This window comes from Winogradskyella schleiferi, from assembly GCF_013394655.1.
Lineage (GTDB): Bacteria > Bacteroidota > Bacteroidia > Flavobacteriales > Flavobacteriaceae > Winogradskyella > Winogradskyella schleiferi.
In genome coordinates this window covers 500,343-519,387 of record NZ_CP053351.1, presented here as the reverse complement: position 1 = coordinate 519,387, position 19,045 = coordinate 500,343, and the positions used below count along the sequence as shown (strand labels likewise).

20 protein-coding genes are annotated in these 19,045 nt (G+C 34.1%); 5 read left to right on the top strand and 15 right to left on the bottom strand.

Going from position 1 to position 19,045, the window contains the following annotated elements:
* Positions 1 to 9: 9 nt before the first annotated feature.
* Entirely contained in the window at positions 10 to 849 is an 840-nt protein-coding gene (locus HM990_RS02275) for a mechanosensitive ion channel family protein (protein ID WP_178987385.1), read from the top strand.
* 2 nt (positions 850 to 851) lie between these two features.
* Here the strand turns inward: HM990_RS02275 and tsaB are convergent, their stop codons facing one another.
* From tsaB to cyoE, 15 genes are all read right to left on the bottom strand, one after another.
* Positions 852 to 1,511, bottom strand: coding sequence for a tRNA (adenosine(37)-N6)-threonylcarbamoyltransferase complex dimerization subunit type 1 TsaB (gene tsaB, locus HM990_RS02270; protein ID WP_178987384.1), 660 nt, complete (start codon positions 1,509 to 1,511; stop codon positions 852 to 854).
* Positions 1,512 to 1,563: 52 nt separating this feature from the next.
* Positions 1,564 to 2,868, bottom strand: coding sequence for an efflux RND transporter periplasmic adaptor subunit (locus HM990_RS02265; RefSeq protein WP_178987383.1), 1,305 nt, complete (start codon positions 2,866 to 2,868; stop codon positions 1,564 to 1,566).
* A 2-nt stretch (positions 2,869 to 2,870) separates the two neighbouring features.
* Positions 2,871 to 4,316, bottom strand: coding sequence for a TolC family protein (locus HM990_RS02260; RefSeq protein WP_178987382.1), 1,446 nt, complete (start codon positions 4,314 to 4,316; stop codon positions 2,871 to 2,873).
* 52 nt (positions 4,317 to 4,368) lie between these two features.
* Positions 4,369 to 5,529 carry an efflux RND transporter periplasmic adaptor subunit gene (locus HM990_RS02255; RefSeq protein WP_178987381.1) on the bottom strand — a complete coding sequence of 387 codons (1,161 nt, stop codon included), beginning with the start codon at positions 5,527 to 5,529 and terminating at the stop codon, positions 4,369 to 4,371.
* A 39-nt stretch (positions 5,530 to 5,568) separates the two neighbouring features.
* Positions 5,569 to 6,828: an ABC transporter permease gene (locus HM990_RS02250; RefSeq protein WP_178987380.1), complete on the bottom strand. Its 1,260-nt coding sequence runs from the start codon at positions 6,826 to 6,828 to the stop codon at positions 5,569 to 5,571.
* Between the two features lies 1 nt (position 6,829).
* Positions 6,830 to 8,074, bottom strand: coding sequence for an ABC transporter permease (locus HM990_RS02245; RefSeq protein WP_178987379.1), 1,245 nt, complete (start codon positions 8,072 to 8,074; stop codon positions 6,830 to 6,832).
* On the bottom strand, positions 8,067 to 8,768 hold the full coding sequence (locus HM990_RS02240) for an ABC transporter ATP-binding protein (RefSeq protein ID WP_178987378.1): 702 nt from the start codon (positions 8,766 to 8,768) through the stop codon (positions 8,067 to 8,069). The genes HM990_RS02245 and HM990_RS02240 overlap by 8 nt, the downstream gene beginning before the upstream one ends.
* A gap of 128 nt (positions 8,769 to 8,896) precedes the next feature.
* A complete protein-coding gene (locus HM990_RS02235) occupies positions 8,897 to 9,139 on the bottom strand; it encodes a hypothetical protein (RefSeq protein ID WP_178987377.1) in 243 nt (80 codons plus the stop codon).
* Positions 9,140 to 9,195: 56 nt separating this feature from the next.
* Positions 9,196 to 9,741, bottom strand: coding sequence for a DUF420 domain-containing protein (locus HM990_RS02230; RefSeq protein WP_178987376.1), 546 nt, complete (start codon positions 9,739 to 9,741; stop codon positions 9,196 to 9,198).
* Between the two features lie 45 nt (positions 9,742 to 9,786).
* Positions 9,787 to 10,554: an SCO family protein gene (locus HM990_RS02225; protein WP_178987375.1), complete on the bottom strand. Its 768-nt coding sequence runs from the start codon at positions 10,552 to 10,554 to the stop codon at positions 9,787 to 9,789.
* Positions 10,547 to 11,266 (bottom strand): hypothetical protein, encoded by a 720-nt coding sequence (locus HM990_RS02220; protein ID WP_178987374.1) that lies wholly within the window; start codon positions 11,264 to 11,266, stop codon positions 10,547 to 10,549. Before HM990_RS02220 ends, HM990_RS02225 begins: the two co-directional genes overlap by 8 nt.
* A 194-nt stretch (positions 11,267 to 11,460) precedes the next feature.
* Positions 11,461 to 11,907 carry a cytochrome C oxidase subunit IV family protein gene (locus HM990_RS02215; RefSeq protein WP_178987373.1) on the bottom strand — a complete coding sequence of 149 codons (447 nt, stop codon included), beginning with the start codon at positions 11,905 to 11,907 and terminating at the stop codon, positions 11,461 to 11,463.
* Between the two features lie 110 nt (positions 11,908 to 12,017).
* Entirely contained in the window at positions 12,018 to 13,016 is a 999-nt protein-coding gene (locus HM990_RS02210; RefSeq protein ID WP_178987372.1) for a cytochrome c oxidase subunit 3, read from the bottom strand.
* A gap of 37 nt (positions 13,017 to 13,053) precedes the next feature.
* On the bottom strand, positions 13,054 to 13,653 hold the full coding sequence (locus tag HM990_RS02205) for a cytochrome c oxidase subunit 3 (RefSeq protein ID WP_178987371.1): 600 nt from the start codon (positions 13,651 to 13,653) through the stop codon (positions 13,054 to 13,056).
* Position 13,654: 1 nt separating this feature from the next.
* The gene (gene cyoE / locus HM990_RS02200) at positions 13,655 to 14,548 is read right to left on the bottom strand and encodes a heme o synthase (RefSeq protein ID WP_178987370.1); all 894 of its coding nucleotides are present in this window, start codon (positions 14,546 to 14,548) and stop codon (positions 13,655 to 13,657) included.
* Between the two features lie 337 nt (positions 14,549 to 14,885).
* Here cyoE and HM990_RS02195 point away from each other — a divergent pair, with 337 nt between their 5' ends.
* The 4 genes from HM990_RS02195 to HM990_RS02180 all read left to right on the top strand — a co-directional run bounded on the left by HM990_RS02195 (position 14,886) and on the right by HM990_RS02180 (position 19,030).
* Positions 14,886 to 15,119: a hypothetical protein gene (locus HM990_RS02195; RefSeq protein WP_178987369.1), complete on the top strand. Its 234-nt coding sequence runs from the start codon at positions 14,886 to 14,888 to the stop codon at positions 15,117 to 15,119.
* The gene (locus HM990_RS02190; protein WP_178987368.1) at positions 15,116 to 15,496 is read left to right on the top strand and encodes a hypothetical protein; all 381 of its coding nucleotides are present in this window, start codon (positions 15,116 to 15,118) and stop codon (positions 15,494 to 15,496) included. The genes HM990_RS02195 and HM990_RS02190 overlap by 4 nt, the downstream gene beginning before the upstream one ends.
* Before the next feature lie 95 nt (positions 15,497 to 15,591).
* Positions 15,592 to 16,368 (top strand): DUF6090 family protein, encoded by a 777-nt coding sequence (locus tag HM990_RS02185; protein ID WP_178987367.1) that lies wholly within the window; start codon positions 15,592 to 15,594, stop codon positions 16,366 to 16,368.
* 190 nt (positions 16,369 to 16,558) lie between these two features.
* Positions 16,559 to 19,030 carry a T9SS type A sorting domain-containing protein gene (locus HM990_RS02180; RefSeq protein WP_178987366.1) on the top strand — a complete coding sequence of 824 codons (2,472 nt, stop codon included), beginning with the start codon at positions 16,559 to 16,561 and terminating at the stop codon, positions 19,028 to 19,030.
* Positions 19,031 to 19,045: the final 15 nt, after the last annotated feature.

Genomic DNA, 19,045 nt, shown 5'->3' with positions numbered 1-19,045 from the left:
GAAAATAACATGGAAACACAAAAATGGATAGATCAAGGTTATAACCTTATTATTGAATATACCCCAAAACTAATTGCAGCAATTCTTATTTGGATTATTGGAAGTTGGCTCATCGGAGTACTTGTTAGAATTGTTAAGAAAACAATGAACAAAGCAGAATATGAAGAAAGCTTAAAGAAATTCTTGTTGAACTTAATAAAGTGGTCTCTTAAAATAATTTTATTTATTGTTGTTTTAGGAACTGTAGGTATTGAAACTACAACCTTTGCCGCCGTTATTGCTGCGGCAGGATTAGCTATAGGTTTAGCACTACAGGGATCTTTAGCAAATTTTGCTGGTGGTGTTTTAATATTGTTGTTAAAACCTTTTAGAGTAGGAGATTGGATTTCTGCTCAAGGTGTAGATGGTAGTGTAAAAGAAATTTCCATATTTAACACCAGGTTAATTACATTCGGAAATCAAGAAGCTGTGATACCAAACGGAAAATTGTCCAATGATAATATTATCAACTATTCCTCATTAGGAATTAGGCGTGAAAATTTAACTTTCGGAATTGGCTACGATGACAATATTAAACAAGCCAAAGATATTTTACTTGATCTGGTAAACGAACAAAAAACCGTTATACAGGATGAGGATAAAGTGCCGATGATTTTTGTTGGAGAACTTGGTGATAGCTCGGTGAATTTGTCATTAAGGTATTGGGCTAAAAATGAAGATTTTTGGGCAATACGATGGCATGTGCTTGAAGAAGGAAAAGCAAGGCTAGAAGCTGCTGGCATTTCTATTCCATATCCACAAAGGGATATTCACCACTATAATTTAGATGATATTAAAGTTACGAAATAAAATTATTTTGAAATAAAATCCTTCAAATAATAGGGTTCAAAATAAGCGACATCTTCGGTGTCGCTTATTTTGTATTTTATTTCTGCTAAAAGAGCCATCTCATTAGCAGAAGGTAATTTTCCTTCTATAAATACTGCATTTGGATGTTGAATAAGCGTTTTTGTTTTATTCACGCCGTTACCGATAAAATACACTTGTTTAGTTTCAAGAAGCTCTGAATAGCTTTGTTCTGTTAAGATTTCAGCTTTAATTTCTCTTTGTAATTCTAATTTTGAATTATAAATTGCCGAATACACTTCCATACGTCTGGCATCTAACATGGGAATTATAATGCCATCATCTTTATTTACTTGATGTGCCAAACTTTCTAAAGTTGAAACCGCAATTAACGGTTTGTTTAAGGCAAAACATAGGCCTTTTGCTGAAGATACTCCAATCCGCAAACCTGTGTAAGAACCTGGCCCTTTACTCACGGCAACGGCATCAATTTCTGAAGGATCTATTTTTGCGATTTTAAAAACCTCATCAATAAAAACATGCAAGGTTTCGGCATGGGAATAGCCAAGACTGTTATCTTCCTTTAAAACTAAAGTCTCTCCATTTTTAGACAGAGAGACCGAACAATTTGTTGTTGCTGTTTCTAAATTTAGCACTAATGCCATTTGGTTGTTTGTGATTAAGGTGAAACTAAATACAATAAACTTTTCGATTTATTTAATCATCTTGTTCTTCTGAAGTTTCTGGATTTTTATTTGTTACTTCTACGAGATCACCAGGATTTAAGTTTTTGGAAACCATGTTATATGGCCCTGTAATAATTTTATCCTCTTTGGTTAAGCCTGAAATAATTTCAATATTAGTATCATCTTGGATACCTGTTTCCACGACTTTCAATTTTGCTTTACCCTTGTCATTGATAAATACACATTCAAATTTCTCTTCTTCTATTGCAGAATCGTCAACGCCATTATCTACCGTTTTGCTATAAGGTTTTTTTGTGGAACTTGTATCGGTTTTTATCACAATAGCACTAATTGGTACAGAAATCGCATCTTTTTGTATTTTGGTAATGATATCAACAGTTGCTGTCATGCCAGGTCTAAAAGGCGAATAGGATTCTGGCTTTCCTTCAGTTAAATCTTTATACGATTCTTCAATGATTCTAACTTTAACTTTAAAATTAGTGACCTGATCTGCCGCTAAAGTACCTTCTGCCGAATTTGCAATTTCGGTAACAACGCCTTTAAATTCTTTCTTTAAATAAGCATCGACCTCAACAATGGTAGAATCACCTATCTGAACTTTAACAATATCATTTTCGTTGACATCAACTTCAACTTCCATATTTTTTAAGTTGGCTACACGCAGAATTTCAGTTCCCGCCATTTGTTGGGTACCAACTACACGCTCGCCTAATTCCACATTTAAAAGCGAAATAGTACCACTCATTGGTGCATAGATCGTCGTTCTATTAAGGTTATCTTTAGCTTCGTTTACAGTTGCAGCAGCACTTTGTACATTGTAGTAAGCGGAATTTTTACCTGCAATAGCCGTTTCATAAGCTGCTATGGATTGATCCCAAGTGGCTTTAGAAATCACACCTTTTTCAAATAATGTTTTGTTTCTATCGTAATCCGCCTTGGCCTGTTTTAAATTGGCTTCGGCCTGTTCTAAACCTGCCCTTACATTTTGATAGGACGCTTGTGAACGATTAACCGCTGACTGAATTAAATCTGGATTCACTCTTACCAATAAGTCTCCTTTGTTAACCTCCTGCCCTTCTTTAAAAGGTAATTCCAGTATTTCACCAGAAACTTCTGAGGAAATTTTCACCTCAACTTCCGGCTGAATTTTTCCTGTTGCTGATACCGTTTGCACAATATCCCTAATCGTCACTTCATTTTCAATAACTTCTTTAAAATTTCCTTTTTTTCCAAACCATCCCATTTTTGATCCTACGACCAAAAGAATGAGTATAAGGACTACGATTCCTATAATGATTTTTACTGTTTTACTCATAATTAAAACTTTAATTCAGTTGCTGGAATTCCGAAATACAATTCAAGAACTTTTAACTTAAAAATATAATCGTATTTCGCACGATTTAATTCGATATTAGCATTGTCGAACCGTTGTTTGGACTGGCTAAAATCGAAGGCGTTGGTTAAACCTACATCATAACGCTCCTTCGCATAGTCGTATGCTAAAGCTTGGGATTCTACGGCTAATTTTGCGGCTTCATAAGATTTCAGAGCGCCTTTGGCATCTACATAGGCTTGATAAACCGTGGATTCCAAATCTAATTCCGTTTGCTCCAATTGAAATTTAGAGCGTTCTAAATTGACTTTACTTCTCTTAATATTCCCTTTAGTAGAGAACCCATTTAAAACAGGAATATTTAATTGCAACCCATAAGCAATACCATCATTTAGATATAACTGATCCAAAAATGGATCTGCACCAACTATTACGGTATTTGTATTGGGAAATTCACCTATGACCGCTTGACCTGTACCTTCTACGGTACCAATTTGTTCTGTAACTATGGGATTATCTGGATCTATTCGCTGATCGAAAGAAGTTGCATCGGTAAAACGTGTATCATAACTAAAAAAAGCAGACAACGTTGGATAATTGGCACTTTTAGCTATCTGTAAATCTTTTTTGGCCAAAGCTACATTCTGTTCAGCAATTTTAATTTCGGAACGTGTTTCTTTGGCTTTTGCTACTATTTCTGAAACGGTTTTATCCGAAATACCAACATCTACTACATCATAACCTTCATCTTCGATATCAAAATTTTCGTAATCTTTAATCAATAATAATTGTGCTAAACTAATTAATGATATCTGAATACTATTTTCTGCATTTATGATTGATTGTTGTTCGCTGGCATCCGTCGCCCTAATTTCTAAAAGATCGCCTCTAGGTAATGATCCGGCATCAACAAGCTCTTGCGTTCTTTCGATTTGTGCTTTGGTAACCTCGTTTTGTGATTTAAAAACTTCCAGATTGGCTTTGTTTAATATCACTTGTAAATAATTGTTGGCAACATACAAGGATATATCATCTTTCATTTTATTCAAACTATACTGACTGGCTAGTTTAGAAATATCAGCACGCTGTATTTGTCTGAAGTTTCTAAGACCATCAAATAACGTATAACCCATGTTTATTCGCCCTGTAACCGACAAAAACGTCGTAGTTTGTGCATTATTGGTTACGGGATTAAAACTTAAACCTGTATTTTCTGAGACACCTCCACTAGCACTTAAACTCGGTATAAAATTTCCGATGGCTGTTAACTTATCTATATCCGCCAAATCCACATCTAATTCACTTTGCTTTACAGAAATATTATTTTCCAAAGCATATTCAACACATTCTTTTAATGTCCATTTTTTATTTTGTGTATTAGCCGAAAAACCTAATAGTAATACCGCTATGATAATGATTGATTTTTTCATAATTGACTATATGTCTTTATACACCCGAAAGTGTTACATAAATATTAAAAAATTATTGTTGTGCATATTTTGGAACGCCCTGTACCTGATTCCAAACTTTAATTTTATCGTCTTTGGAAACACCGCTTTTCACTTCGACAAAAATACCATCGCTTATACCTAATTCTACATCTTTCCTTTCGAATTCCTGATTGCCGACTTCGACTTCCACATAAGGTTTTTTAGTCTCTTTGTCATATTGAACCAGTGCTTCTTTTATGGCTAATACATTTTCTGCTTTTTCTAATATAATAGATGCATTGGCGCTTAAACCTGCTCTTATAAATGTTGAATCCTTTTTTTTGAGTGACCCTTTTATTTCAAATTGGACTGCTCCGTTTTCAGCAACCCCTTTTGGTGCTATATAATCTAAAATGGCATCAAATTTTTCGTTTTCAATGGCGCCTACTGTAATTTCAAGTGGCAAACCTTCTTTAATCTTTCCTACTTCACTTTCATCAACTTTACCTTCAAAAATCATTTGCTTTACATCTGCCAATGAGGCTATTGAAGTGCCTTCATTAAAATTATTGGCTTCAATGACTTGATTTCCTGCTTTAACGGGAACATCTAAAACCATTCCCGAAACAGTGGCCCTTACCTGCGTTTGGGCTATGTTCCCTAATCCAGAAGTAGTTCCTGTTTTAATGATATCATAGTTCTGATTGGCAGAATTCACATTTATCTTGGCCTGTTCAACACTTTGTTTGGATTGTAGGTATGAATTTTTTACGCCTTCAAAGTCATTGGCGGAAATAACACCTTTGTCGAACAAGGCCTTTTGCCTATCGTAATTGGCCTGTTGTGTTTGTAGATTAATTTTTGCCGTTTGAAGTGCTGTTTGATTAGAAGCAATATTGTTTTTAGCACTTGTCAAAGTTGAAGCATTTGGAATCACTTTAATTTGAGCAATTAAATCACCAGATTTCACATATTCTCCAGCTTCGATAAAAACTTCTTCAATCACTCCAGAAATGTTTGGCTTGATTAGGATTTCTTCCTTAGGAACAATACTTCCAGTTGCTACGGTTTTTACCACAATGGTTTGTTCCGTAGGGCTTTCTGAGGTATACGTTATAGGATCTTCTTGGTTCTTTTTCCACAGATAAAATAGGGAAGCACCAAATACGATAACAATGAGCGCTAATATAATGACGGTTTTTGTTCTTTTCATTTCTTGATTATTGGTTGATGACTGTTTTATGTTTCATTTTTATTCGATTCTTAAGGCATCTACAGGTTTCATTTTTGTGGCGCTATTTGCAGGAATTAATCCTGCTAATACTCCTGAAACCACTAGTATGATTAAAGCCGTAAATACCACTTGCATACTTACACTTGGATTTGCAAAGTTTTGAACGGGTCCTGCATTATCCAATATGGTGTTCATGACATATATTACTAATGCCGCAAATGAAATTCCGACCATTCCAGATAAAATAGTTAAGATTAAGCTTTCTTGTAAAATTTGAGATTTTATAGTCCAAGGGGTAGCACCTAACGCTCGTCTTACTCCAATTTCCTTTGTTCGTTCTTTTACAACGATGAGCATAATATTACTGATACCAATGATGCCAGACATTAAGACCAATGCCCCTACAAAATATCCCACAATCGTTAGAATAGAAAACAAACCATTGATACGTTCAAATTGTTCTGATAAATCACGATGACCAATTGCTCTATCATCTTCTGGATGAACCTTATGCCTTGATTTCATTAAGTCGAAAACTTGCTGTTTTAAAGAGGTGATATTTACATCATCAACGGCAGTTATGGCCATCCAACCTACATTCTCCCCTCTATTAAACGCTTGACTAAAGGTGGTAAACGGTATGTAAATTGTACTTGCGTCCTGTTCAGAATCCCCTTGGCTATTACTCATTTTAAAAGTGCCCACAACTAAAAAATTAACACTATTAATTTTGATGTAAGTTCCGAGGACATCCTCATTTTTATCATACAATCCTTTTACGACGCCATTACCTATCACACAAACCTTACGTTTAGCTTCTATATCTGAGTAACTTATAAAACGACCTTGAAGAATATCCATTGGTTGTTGTTTTATATATTCTGGATAATCGCCGTAAATTTCAAATGCTCCTGTTTTAGTACCTCTGATTACATTGTTTGCACCTCTAAAACCACCTAATTGATTTCTTGGTGACACATATTTTAAATTCGGGACTTCAGATTTTATAGCTGCTACATCACCAATTTTATAACTAAAGTAACGTCCTTTTGGCAAGCCTTTATAAGGTTTCGACGTGCCTTGGGTCCACATAAACATTGAATTGGTGGCAAAATCCCCAAAATCTGCAGTGACACCATTTTTAAGCCCATTGGTCAGCGCTAGTAACAACACCAAAATGGTAATACCCCAAAACACCCCAAACGCTGTTAACAAGGTTCTAAACTTGTTGGCGTTTAAGGCTTCTAATATTTCTTCCCAGCGATCTCTACTAAACATTTTATTCGTCTCTTAATGCATCTATTGGTTTAATCATCGCGGCTCTATATGCTGGAATAAAACCTGCTAAAGCACCTGCAAACACCAACAGAAACACTGTTGTTAGTGCAATATTAAAATTTACTTGTGGATATTTTATAAAATCACTTTCTATTTGAGGTCCAACCAGTTCCAATAATCCCAACCCGAATATTAATCCGAATAAACCTGAAAACATAGTGACAAAAACGGCTTCTTGCAGAATCATACCTACTATAGACATTGGCAATGCTCCCAAGGCTTTTCTTATGCCAATTTCTTTGGTGCGTTCCTTCACTATAATGAGCATAATATTACCTACACCAACAATACCCGCAATAATAGTTCCGATACCCACAAACCAAAACACCGCACTAATCGTTGCAATTAAGGAATATATTTTCTGTGCTTCCTCTAATGTGTTAAAAACCCTTACAGCACTTACATCATCTGGTGCAACAATGTGAATTTCTTTAAGTTGTTGTTCTATACCTTCTGCGATGGCATTGGACTGGACAACAGCTTCGTCAAAATTATCAGCCATTTTAACGGTAAATGTCATATTCCTAATATTCTCACCTGCGTTAAATACTTTTTGGGCGGTGGTTACGGGAATATAAACTTGACCTTCTTCACGATCTCCTCCTGGATCATAAAATACACCAACCACTTTAAAATTCATTCCAAAAATCTGAAGATTCTGATTGATTGGGTCTTGACCTTTAAAAAGATCAGTTTTCATTTTGTTACCAATAACAGCAACCTTTTTACTCGCTTCAACATCAGATTGATTGATAAAACGACCTGATCCCATATCTGCATTTTCAATAAACTGATTGTCTGGCAATGTACCACGGACGCGATAATCTCCTGTTTCATTATTATAGGAAACGGTGGCTCCCCAAATGGCAAAATCCTTAGTTCTGTATTCTAAATAGTTATCGTATTTTTTTTCAACAGCATTAAAACTTGAATTTTTAAGTTGCACATAGCGTCCTGGATTTAAGCCTTTATAGCCTTTTGTGGTGACACCAGTCCAAACGGAAATTCTATTAGTCGCATCTTGTTCAAACTGTGATTTAACCCCATTTTCGATGCCTTTACTAAACCCGAGAAGTATAACCAAAATGAAAATTCCAGACGCTACGGAAAGTCCTGTTAAAAACGTTCGCAATTTATTTTTGCTCAAGGTTTCGAATATTTCTTGCCAACGTTCTAAATCAAACATGTAGTGAAGCTCTAACTTGTTCTACTTTGCTATCATTGATTATAACACCATCCTTTAAATTAACGATGCGTTTGGTCATTTGTGCTATATCATGCTCGTGGGTAACGACCAAAATGGTTTTTCCTTCGTCATTGATGCCTTGTATAAGCTCCATAACCTCGTAGGAAGTTTTTGTATCTAAAGCTCCTGTCGGCTCATCCGCTAATAACACTTTTGGGTCACTTGCCAAAGCTCTTGCGATGGCCACACGTTGTTTTTGTCCACCAGAAAGTTCACTAGGTAAATGATGAGACCATTGTGCCAAACCTACTTTTTCGAGATAATGCATGGCTTTTTCAGTACGCTCTTTTCGTTTGACACCTTTGTAATATAAAGGCATAGAGACATTGTCTAAAGCGCTTTTGTAATTGATAAGATTGAAAGACTGAAAAATGAAACCCAGAAACTCATTTCTATATTTGGCAGCTATTTTTTCGTTTAGGTTTTTAATAGGCACATTGTCGAGGACGTATTGGCCTGAATCTGCTTCATCCAACATACCTAGAATATTCAATAATGTTGATTTTCCAGATCCTGAAGAACCCATTATAGATACCAATTCCCCTTCTTTTACATCAAAATTAATTCCTTTAAGTACATGAAGCGAATTGCTTCCCATGTGGTAAGACTTGTGCAAATCTTTAATTTGAATCATAGCATGGCAAGTTGGTTAAATCCAAATGAACATTTGGCTTATTACAATTTTACTAAAATTTGAATGGTTTTTATGCCAACAAATTGTTAATAATGACATATGGATAAGACGCTTAAAACAAAGAGTTGTTACAGATTCTCGTCTAATTTTTTAGACTTATTTGGTTTATTAAATTTTCTATAGATAATGTAACCTATAGCACCTACTAGTATATAGGGCACAGCCATTAAAAACATAATCCCGTCATTAATGCCTTCTGCAGCAGATTGGTCCTCTCCACTTTCTAAAACCGCCCTGCACATAGCACATTGAGCGTTCACGCTTAGCGTAAAGTAAAAAGTAACAACCAGAAAGATTATTTTTTTCTTCATTTTTGCACTTTGTTTAAAAACCTGTCAGATTTTGCAAATCTTTCAAACTAAATGAACTACGTATAATAAGGCGAAATCATTACATAAACCACAACACCTGATATGGCAACATATAACCATAGCGGAAATGTAATCCTAGCTATTTTCTTATGTTTTTCAATATTATTCGTGATCGCCCTTACATAGGTAACTAACACAAAAGGAATTATAACAACGGATAATAAAATATGAGTGACAAGAATAAAATAATAGATATATCTAATTATACCTTCTCCTCCAAACTTTGTGGAATCGCTAGTCATATGATACGCTACATACAGCACGAGAAAAACAACAGAGCTCCAAATAGCTGTTGTCATTAAGTTTTCATGAAGTACAATTTTTTTATTTTTTATCGCAATAAAAGCAATTACTAAAACTATTGCCGTGAATCCGTTAATAGTAGCATAGATTGGTGGTAAAATAGTAAGCGGCTGAACATCGAAGCCTAACTCTCTAAGATTAACACCAAATAAAGCAGCAACTGCCAATGGAATTACAATTGACAAAACAACAATCCATTTGTTGTATTTTTTTGCTTTTTCTATATCTACTGAATTCATTTTAGTTCAATTTAAATTTTTCGCTGCGCTCTGAATGACAACGTGCTATTCTTTTAACAGTTTAGCAATATCTTCTTTTAAAATGGTTATTTCTTGAGGAATTCCATCTTCATCAACTCCAACGGCTTCAGGAATTAAACCATTATAAAAAATTAGCGGATTTCCGAAGTTGTCTTTTCTAGACCTTATAAAACCTTCTTTATCTATTAAGGCAAAATTTCCTGAGTGCTCAAAACCACCCTCTACACTTTCATCTTTAGCTGTGTACAAATTAAAACCTTCATTAGCCAACTTATAAATGGCCGTTTCATCGCCTGTCAATAAATTCCAATTGGGATTTGTGATATTGTATTTTTCCGCATAAGCTTTTAAAACATCTGGTGTATCAATATCTGGTGTAATGGTAAATGAGGCAACGCCAAAATTTTCAAAGTCCTTAAATTGATTTTGGACTTCCACTAAATTTCGGTTCATTATCGGACAAATCGTTGGGCACGTGGTAAAAAAGAACTCTACCACATAGACTTTACCTAAATAATCGACATTAGTAATAGTTTCGCCATCCTGATTCGTGAAACTAAACGTTGGCACTTTTTTAGGTTGGCCGTTAATTTCCAAATAGACTAAATTACTTTTATTATTTTCCGTATTTTTTTCTTCTATCGTTGAAGTTGAAACATCTTGACTTCGACTGCCTTCTCTTACAATGTCTCCTTCACCAATACGACTTAATATTTTCGGCACAAAAATAATTCCGAAAACTAGAATAATAAAGGTAATACCAACATACGAATAATTCGTTTTTTTACTCATAGCCTTGTTTTAGATCGTTTTCTCGTCTTGTGTTTGAATCGTCAAATTTCCCTTTTCTTTTCTGGCGGTATTCCGTAAATAGAATTCTAACATCGTCGTTCATCATATTCTTAATTTCCGAAACTTCAATAGTGTTGTATTCATAGACACTAAATACAGGTTTTTTGGTTTCAATTTCACGCTCATCCCGTCCATCAATCCTACCACGTTGGTTTAAGTCTTTATCTATTATAAATGCGCTTTTTGTGGATAAATCGTCATCCAAAGTACCATTGGATCTTAATGAATTATACAACATCTTTATTTCGCCTTCAGTGCCATAAGCATAATGCCAAAATTTCAAATCTTCGTAGGTATTAATCTCTTTTTTAAGCGCATTAACTTCGTCTTCCGTGCCTTCCGGAACAATGATAACGATCTGAAAATCTTTAAAGCCTTTAAATTTATCATAAACCAACTCTTTAAGATTTAGAGCTGCAATGGAATTTTTTAAAGGTGACTTGCCTAAAAATCCTAAAACCGTGATCTGATTTTTTAAACGCAAACTGTCAGGACCATCATAAGTGAAATTTTCAATATCAAAAACTTTTTCATTGACTACATTCAATGGCTCGTAATTGTGTTTTGCAGGATAGAGCATTAACAAAAAAGCAACAGGTAAAAAAAATAAAATACCAAGAACTATATAATGTTTTACTTTGTTCGTTTTCATTTGTTATGACATAAAAGTCTCAGTTCTTATAGTTGGTTTTTTTGCATTTTAGTTTGGATTGCAAAAATAGAAAAGGCGGTTTAGAAAAACCACCTTTTAATTGTATTTAACACTTCGGCTACGCTCAGAGCAAGTACTTCGACTTTAGTTTATCCTGAGCGCAGTCTAAGGACTATTGAACGTTATATATTTTGTTAGAAATCTTTCTTGATTAAAGCGTCTTCACCATTGTAAACGTCAAAGACATAACCACCTTCTTGTAACATGATGAAAATTAAATAACAGATAAGGAAAACACCTGTCCAAACCACCATTTTTCTCAAGCTTCCGGTTTCATCTCTCATGTGCATAAAATCCCATGTGATGTAATAAGCTTTAACAATGGTTAATACAATGAAAATGAGATTTAACGGTTTCATATATACCAAAGGTGATAAAATAATATTACCTAATGTAGCAAAGAATCCACCTTCAATAGGGTTAATCCAAGTCTCCATTAAAAAATCTGGTTTATAAATACCTAACACGACCTCTATAAGTGTTACTATAGTAAGGAATACTAAAACACCCCAAATTTTGCTTGTGTTAGATTTAAACTTAACTAAACCTCTAAATATTTCTAATTTATGTTCGTGTGCCATAATTTAATCTTAATTTCATGTGACTCTATTTATTGCTTCTTATAGGACACATGTTGTTCGCTTTTAACTATTTTATTGAGCGACAAAACTTTTTATATGCTCGTTTCTTTTTATACTAAATAGAAGAATGTGAATACAAATACCCAAACCAAATCGACAAAGTGCCAGTATAATCCCACTTTTTCAACCATCTCATAACTTCCTCGACGTTCATAGGTACCCAAAATAACATTAAAGAAAATGATAATATTAATTACCACTCCAGAAAATACGTGAAAACCATGGAAACCTGTAATAAAGAAAAAGAAATCGGCAAATAATGTCGTTCCATATTCATTAACTTCAAGGTTAGCTCCCTTCACTACGAGTTGCCCATTTTCTTTTATTTGTTTCAGGGATTCTGCTCTAGATAAGACTGTTTTATGTCCGTTTTCGTCAATAATCTGAGTTCTTACCAAGATATCTTCATTAGCCGCTAAACCAGCATATATCTCATTTACCGTGTAAGGCGGTAAAGATGCTTCTTCTCTAAACCAAAGGCCATTTTTTCTTTCGTGCTCTACTCTAACATCTGCAATTGGTATAGCGAAATCATCAATAGAAACACGTTTAAATTTTTCTTTACCATCCACAGTGACGTATTCTCCAAACTGTAAAATATTTCCACCTTTAGATTGCACAGCACCATAATCACCTTGAATAAACGTTGCCCATTCCCAAGCTTGTGAGCCTACGAAAATCGCACCACCAATAATGGTAAGGAACATATATAAGGTTACTTTGGCTTTATTCATATGATGACCAGCATCTACCGCTAATACCATCGTTACCGAAGACATAATAAGAACAAAGGTCATAAATGCCACGTATATCATTGGCAATTCCTGACCATGTAAAAAGGGTACGTGTGTAAACACTTCATCTGCAATTGGCCATTCGTTAATGAACTTGAATCTCGAAAAACCATAAGCTGCCAAGAAACCTGAAAATGTTAATGCATCAGATACAATGAAGAACCACATCATCAATTTTCCGTAACTTGCTCTAAGAGGCCTGTTGCCTCCTCCCCAAATTTTATCTTCTGTACCAGTAGCTACTGTAGAATCCATATAATTTATTTAAATTTTTAAGATTGGACAAAAATAATCAAATTATATATCTAAAAAAATATAAAAACAAAAAGAGCACAACCCAAAGCACATCTACGAAATGCCAAAAATTTGCTGCGAGTTCAAAACCCAACATATTGTTGGCATTATACTTTTGTTTAAAATGATTATAAATTACAACAATCAAACATATTAAGCCAGCAATGACGTGCGCTATGTGCAATACGGCGATAATATATATGTAAGACATGGTTATATTACTCGTCGGTCCGGTAAAATTATAGCCCATTGCAATAATTTCCCCAAAACCTACAAACTGACTATAAACAAATGCAATACCCAAAGCTAATGTCACTAACAACCAAATGGTTACCATTTGCCTCTTGTTTTGTTTAAGCGCTTGTTTACCTAGAATAAACGTAATGCTACTTAACAAAATGATGATTAAACTTACCATAAATGCGTTTGGAAGTTGGAAATCCACCAACCAATCTTCATTCAAACGTTGTTTGCTGCTTACAATAAATGCACTCACCAAGCCCGAAAATGACATAATCAATGAGCCAATACCAACCCAAAGCATCATCTTTTTAGACCTTGCTCTTTTTTCGTCTTGTGTTCCCTCAGTTAAATCCATATTATCTTAAAAATTTATCTGCAACGTATATGATTTGCAGTAATGTGATATAAAAAACGCTTGATAGCATCAGTTGTTTTGCTGCTTTTATAGAACGCTCTTTAAATAACCTCAAGGCATAAAACAACATGACCAAACCAAGTATAAAAACTAAAGCAGCACCTACAATTGATAATTTTAAATCGCCTGTAAATCCGAATACAGGAATTATAGAAACAAGAATTGTCCAAACACTATACATTATAATTTGAACCGCGGTTCCTTTATCTGGTTTACCCGTTGGCAACATGTGGAAACCTCCTTTTTTATAATCTTCGTGTAAAAACCAGCCGATAGACCAAAAATGCGGGAATTGCCAAAAAAACTGAATGGCAAATAAAGTCCCTGGCTCAATGCCAAAACTATTGCGAGCCGCCACCCAACCCAACATAAAAGGAATAGCTCCTGGCAAGGCACCAACAAAAACGGCCAAAGACGTTTTCGTTTTTAGAGGCGTATAAACACTGGTATATAAAAATATGGAAATCGCACCATACATTGCCGTCTTAGGATTAATGATGTACAATGTAATTAAACCTAAAATCGTAAAAGAGGCAGCAATTATAAAAGCCGTATTTACGGTCATTCTGCCAGCAGGAATAGGTCTGTTTTTAGTCCGATCCATAAGCGCATCCAAGTCGCGCTCAATAATTTGGTTATAGGCATTTGATGCGCCAACCATAAAATACCCACCAAAAGCCAACAAAAGGAGTGTCGTAAAGCTAATGGTTTCTGCACCCAAAAAATAACCAGCAATAGAAGAAAACACCACACTTAGGGACAAACCCATTTTAGTGATTTCCTTAAAATCCGTAACTACAGAAGCTGTTGATACCGTTGATTTTGTACTACTCAAACCGATTAAATTTTGTTCTTTTCAAAGCGAGTGCAAAGATAGTTTGAAAATTGAATATGAGCAACGTAATACTTTAGTTTTATTAATTTAAGAATTATGGGTTGTTTTTTACAGGAAACGAGTGAAAGCATACTGATTCAAAATGTGAATTTATAATACTATCACTGATCATACAGACAGAAAAATTGAGAACAGATAGATGCCAATTGGGTACTTTCGTAAAAAAACTATCTTTACGGGATAACAACGACAAAATACTTACCATATCCTGATATATTTATGGGATATAAAACATACAGGTTGTTATATAAGGAGTTGCACACCATTTGAGGAAACTATGAAAAAGGCTTATTTCAATCAAACATTTTTGATTTTAACCGTCGTTTTGATTTCATTATTCGTTTATAGCGGATTGGAAATTATTGAAACTAAAACAGAAACTATGGCTTGGATAAGCGGAAGTTTTATTATGACTGATTTGACTAAAGTAATCGGAGTTTTATTAATGTTGGTTTTACCAACCTACATTTTCTTAAAGAAGCGGTATTACTTAAAAAGCGATAAGAAATGAGTTGGGACATTGTACTCTTTAATTCAAAACAGAAAATAGATAAAGTTGCGGAATTAGACGAAAATCAACTCGAACCGACTGATTTCAGCGGAATTTTGGAAAACTCATTTGACCGAATAAAAAAAGACGTAAATCATAGAGAAATAATAGGAACGAATTTTACGATTGACTTTTATGTACATAATGAACTTGTGAACAACACAATGCTGAGATTATATGGAGAAAATGGACTTTATGAATTAATTGAATTGGCGAAAAAGCATAATTGGCAGATTTACGACTCTGGAACCGGAGAAATGGTAGACTTGGAAAATCCCGAAAAGAATGGATTTGAGAATCACAGAAAATATGTTGAACAGATATTAAAAAACAAATAAAAACGGTATACAACAATGGGCTATAAGTAATTTCTAACCACGCAACTAGTCTTATACAAACTCGTTGTGCTTCATTAAGACCAACAAAAAGACCAATGATAAAATTCTTCCGAAAAGTTCGACAAAAATTACTAACTGAAAATAAATTCAGTACATACTTACTTTATGCCATTGGAGAAATAGTTCTTGTAGTAATTGGAATTTTAATTGCGCTATCAATTAATAATTGGAACGAAAACCGAAAAACACAAGAACAAGAAATACAGATTTATTTAGAACTAAAAAGCGATTTACTGAAAACCAGAAATGATATTCAAAAAATAATTTCACAGCATAGAGAAATATTTAAATTAAGTCAAAACCTTATAAAAGACATCTATAACAAAAAACCATATTCAGATACTATTTATGATTCATTTACAAGCGCTGGTGTTGACTTTCAAATAATCCCTAAAACTAGTGCATTTGAAAACCTTAAAAACATTGGTTTAAATACCCTGTCTAATGACAGCTTACGTATTGATATAACTAATTTGTTTCAACTAGATTTAAAGCGTTTAGATGATGAACTTGGAATGGATCGAGCTGAAATTAGTATTCCGACACTTTTATCTCAATATCAATACAAATATTTGTTCGCTGATTATAGCCAACCTAAAAAATACGGCTTTAAACATTCTGACTCAATAAATATTTATAAATTAAAAATAAAAAATTACGATAAATTTTTAACCGACAATGACCTTTTAATGAATTTGCAGTTAGCTCTTTATAATAGAGGTAGAAAAGTAGATGAAGAAATTAAAACTATTGACTCAATAGACTATTTGATTAAAAAAATTGAGGAAGAACTTAAATCTATAACTAAATAACGAATGCATATAAATTATTGCTATTTATCGCTTACTTACGAATCCCGATAGCTATCGATACACCGACTTTCTACCTGCCTGCCGGCAGGCAGGTCTGTGATATATTTGTTAACTTTAGTGCTTAAATACGCAACGAAATCATACATTAGACCATAATAATAATTACCCATTTTAATAATAAATAAATGATATGCAAAAGAAATTATTTACTATTCTTGTAGTAACCATAGGCTTAAATACATATTCTCAAATTGATTTTCAACCAGTTTTGGTAGTTGAAAACATAAACAGCATCCATAGCTTGAACTCCACGTTTGCAAGTGATTTAGATGGGGATGGAGATTTAGACTTATTATCTGCTGCTAGATGGAATGACAGAATATCTTGGTATGAAAACATGAATGGACTAGGTCTTTATGGCGAAGAGCAGGTCTTGAGTTATGATGCAGATGGAGCCTCATCAGTAGTAGCCGCTGATATTGATAACGATGGAGACAATGATGTACTATCTTCCTCTCAATATGATAACAAAATTGCTTGGTATGAAAATATTGATGGCCAAGGAACATTTGGAAGTCCACAGGTTATTAGTACAAATGCTATGAATGCGTTAAGGGTATCTACTGCAGATCTCGATGGCGATGGCGATTTGGACGTATTGTCTGCCTCATTTGATGATGCAAAAATAGCTTGGTATGAAAACACAGATGGGTTGGGAACCTTTGGTCCAGAACAAATTATTATAATTGCTGATTATTCTGCAGAATTTGTTTTGCCTGTAGATATTGATAATGATGGTGATATAGATGTCTTAACAAGTACTCGAGGGACAGACGGTAAATTAGCATGGCATGAAAACACAGATGGAGAAGGAACATTTGATGTAGAACACATAATTTATATGGGAGATTGGGTCTCAAGTTCAATTAGTGCAAAAGATTTGAATGGTGATGGTTTTCTAGATGTTTTGGCAACATCACGAGTTGATGTGGTTTTTTGGCATGCGAATTTAGATGGTTTAGGGAATTTCGGAGAAGCACAAATCATTACGACAGATACAGATAGCGCTAGTTTTGTGGCTGCCGAGGATATAGATAACGATGGAGATATGGATGTGTTTTCAACCTCAAGTTACGACAGCAAAGTAGCTTGGTATGAAAATCTAGATGGTCTAGGCAATTTTGGAATTCAGCAAATAATATCTGACAGTCAAGGTTCTCCAGAAGAAGTGCATTTATTTGACATAAACGGTGATGGAGATTTAGATGTCTTAGCCGTCTCTGGCGGAGACAATAGAATAGTCTGGTATACTAATAATGGCTTACAAAGCAACGAAATCAATGGTTTTGTCCGTTTGGATTTAGATAATAATGGTTGTGAGCTTTCCGATTTATCTATACCAAATTTGATGGTTACAACTACTGATGCAACAAATAGTTATTCCACTTTTACTCAGAACAATGGTTCTTATCAATTATTTCCTTTTGAAGGTGAATTGACCACAGCAATAGTTTCAAGTTTACCAGAATATTACTCTTCCAATCCTAATAATTATACTCATAATTTTACCGATGTTGGCAACGAAATAGTAGCAGATTTCTGTTTATTACCCACCATGGAAATAAATGATTTGAGTGTCAGCGTATATCCTTTAAATGATCCAAGACCAGGTTTTGATATTAGTTTTCATTTAGTATATAAAAATTTAGGTACGACTCAAATATCTGGTGATGTGGTATATGAATATGATGACTCAATGATTCAATTTTTATCCGCTTCTCAATCTGCTTTCTCTCAGACAGTAAATTCAGTCACATTTCAATTTGAAAATTTAAGCCCATTTGAAATTAGAACAATTGATTTAGACTTTAATATTTTTCCTCCTCCAACGGTTGAAATAGATGACATTTTAAACTCAACTATAGCGATAAATCCTGTATCTGATGACACTGCGCCTGAAGACAATGTATTCAATTTAACTCAAAGAGTCATTGGGTCATTTGACCCAAATGATATTGCTGTTTTAGAAGGTGAAGAAATAATATTGGAAGATGTAGATAAATACCTTCATTACCTTATCCGGTTTCAAAATACAGGAACAGCGAGTGCGATCAATGTAAGCGTAAATAACATTTTAGACCCTAAACTTGATTTTACTACGATGCAGTTAGAGAGTTTAAGCCATGAATGTCGAGTAATTATTACTAATGACAATATCGTTGATTTTGTTTTTGACGACATTAATCTCATCGATAGCACTACTGATGAGCCCAACTCTCACGGGTTTATCACTTATAAAATTAAACCAAAGAATGATGTTGTATTAGGTGATGTATTTAATAATTCAGCAGATATATACTTCGATTTTAATGAAGCAATTACGACAAATACGGTTAGTACCGAAATTGTCAATAATTTATCAATCGAAGAATATGTCTCTACAACTATTCAGTTGTACCCAAATCCAACAAATGGAATCTTAAATATTATTTCTAACAATGAGGTAAGTGACATAACAATTTACAATGAATTAGGACAAATAGTTTTCTCACAAAAGAATAAAAACGTGCTCGATATTTCGAAATTAGCTACGGGGATTTACTATTTAAGAATAAGTGATAAAAATGGTTTCAGTGAAATAAAAAAAATTATATGGAAATAATACTATTGCTCACAA

Coding starts and splice junctions, on each gene's coding strand:
- HM990_RS02275 (WP_178987385.1), top strand. CDS start 10: ATGGAAACACAAAAATGGATAGATCAAGGTTATAACCTTATTATTGAA.
- tsaB (WP_178987384.1), bottom strand. CDS start 1,511: ATGGCATTAGTGCTAAATTTAGAAACAGCAACAACAAATTGTTCGGTC.
- HM990_RS02265 (WP_178987383.1), bottom strand. CDS start 2,868: ATGAGTAAAACAGTAAAAATCATTATAGGAATCGTAGTCCTTATACTC.
- HM990_RS02260 (WP_178987382.1), bottom strand. CDS start 4,316: ATGAAAAAATCAATCATTATCATAGCGGTATTACTATTAGGTTTTTCG.
- HM990_RS02255 (WP_178987381.1), bottom strand. CDS start 5,529: ATGAAAAGAACAAAAACCGTCATTATATTAGCGCTCATTGTTATCGTA.
- HM990_RS02250 (WP_178987380.1), bottom strand. CDS start 6,828: ATGTTTAGTAGAGATCGCTGGGAAGAAATATTAGAAGCCTTAAACGCC.
- HM990_RS02245 (WP_178987379.1), bottom strand. CDS start 8,074: ATGTTTGATTTAGAACGTTGGCAAGAAATATTCGAAACCTTGAGCAAA.
- HM990_RS02240 (WP_178987378.1), bottom strand. CDS start 8,768: ATGATTCAAATTAAAGATTTGCACAAGTCTTACCACATGGGAAGCAAT.
- HM990_RS02235 (WP_178987377.1), bottom strand. CDS start 9,139: ATGAAGAAAAAAATAATCTTTCTGGTTGTTACTTTTTACTTTACGCTA.
- HM990_RS02230 (WP_178987376.1), bottom strand. CDS start 9,741: ATGAATTCAGTAGATATAGAAAAAGCAAAAAAATACAACAAATGGATT.
- HM990_RS02225 (WP_178987375.1), bottom strand. CDS start 10,554: ATGAGTAAAAAAACGAATTATTCGTATGTTGGTATTACCTTTATTATT.
- HM990_RS02220 (WP_178987374.1), bottom strand. CDS start 11,266: ATGAAAACGAACAAAGTAAAACATTATATAGTTCTTGGTATTTTATTT.
- HM990_RS02215 (WP_178987373.1), bottom strand. CDS start 11,907: ATGGCACACGAACATAAATTAGAAATATTTAGAGGTTTAGTTAAGTTT.
- HM990_RS02210 (WP_178987372.1), bottom strand. CDS start 13,016: ATGGATTCTACAGTAGCTACTGGTACAGAAGATAAAATTTGGGGAGGA.
- HM990_RS02205 (WP_178987371.1), bottom strand. CDS start 13,653: ATGGATTTAACTGAGGGAACACAAGACGAAAAAAGAGCAAGGTCTAAA.
- HM990_RS02195 (WP_178987369.1), top strand. CDS start 14,886: ATGAAAAAGGCTTATTTCAATCAAACATTTTTGATTTTAACCGTCGTT.
- HM990_RS02190 (WP_178987368.1), top strand. CDS start 15,116: ATGAGTTGGGACATTGTACTCTTTAATTCAAAACAGAAAATAGATAAA.
- HM990_RS02185 (WP_178987367.1), top strand. CDS start 15,592: ATGATAAAATTCTTCCGAAAAGTTCGACAAAAATTACTAACTGAAAAT.
- HM990_RS02180 (WP_178987366.1), top strand. CDS start 16,559: ATGCAAAAGAAATTATTTACTATTCTTGTAGTAACCATAGGCTTAAAT.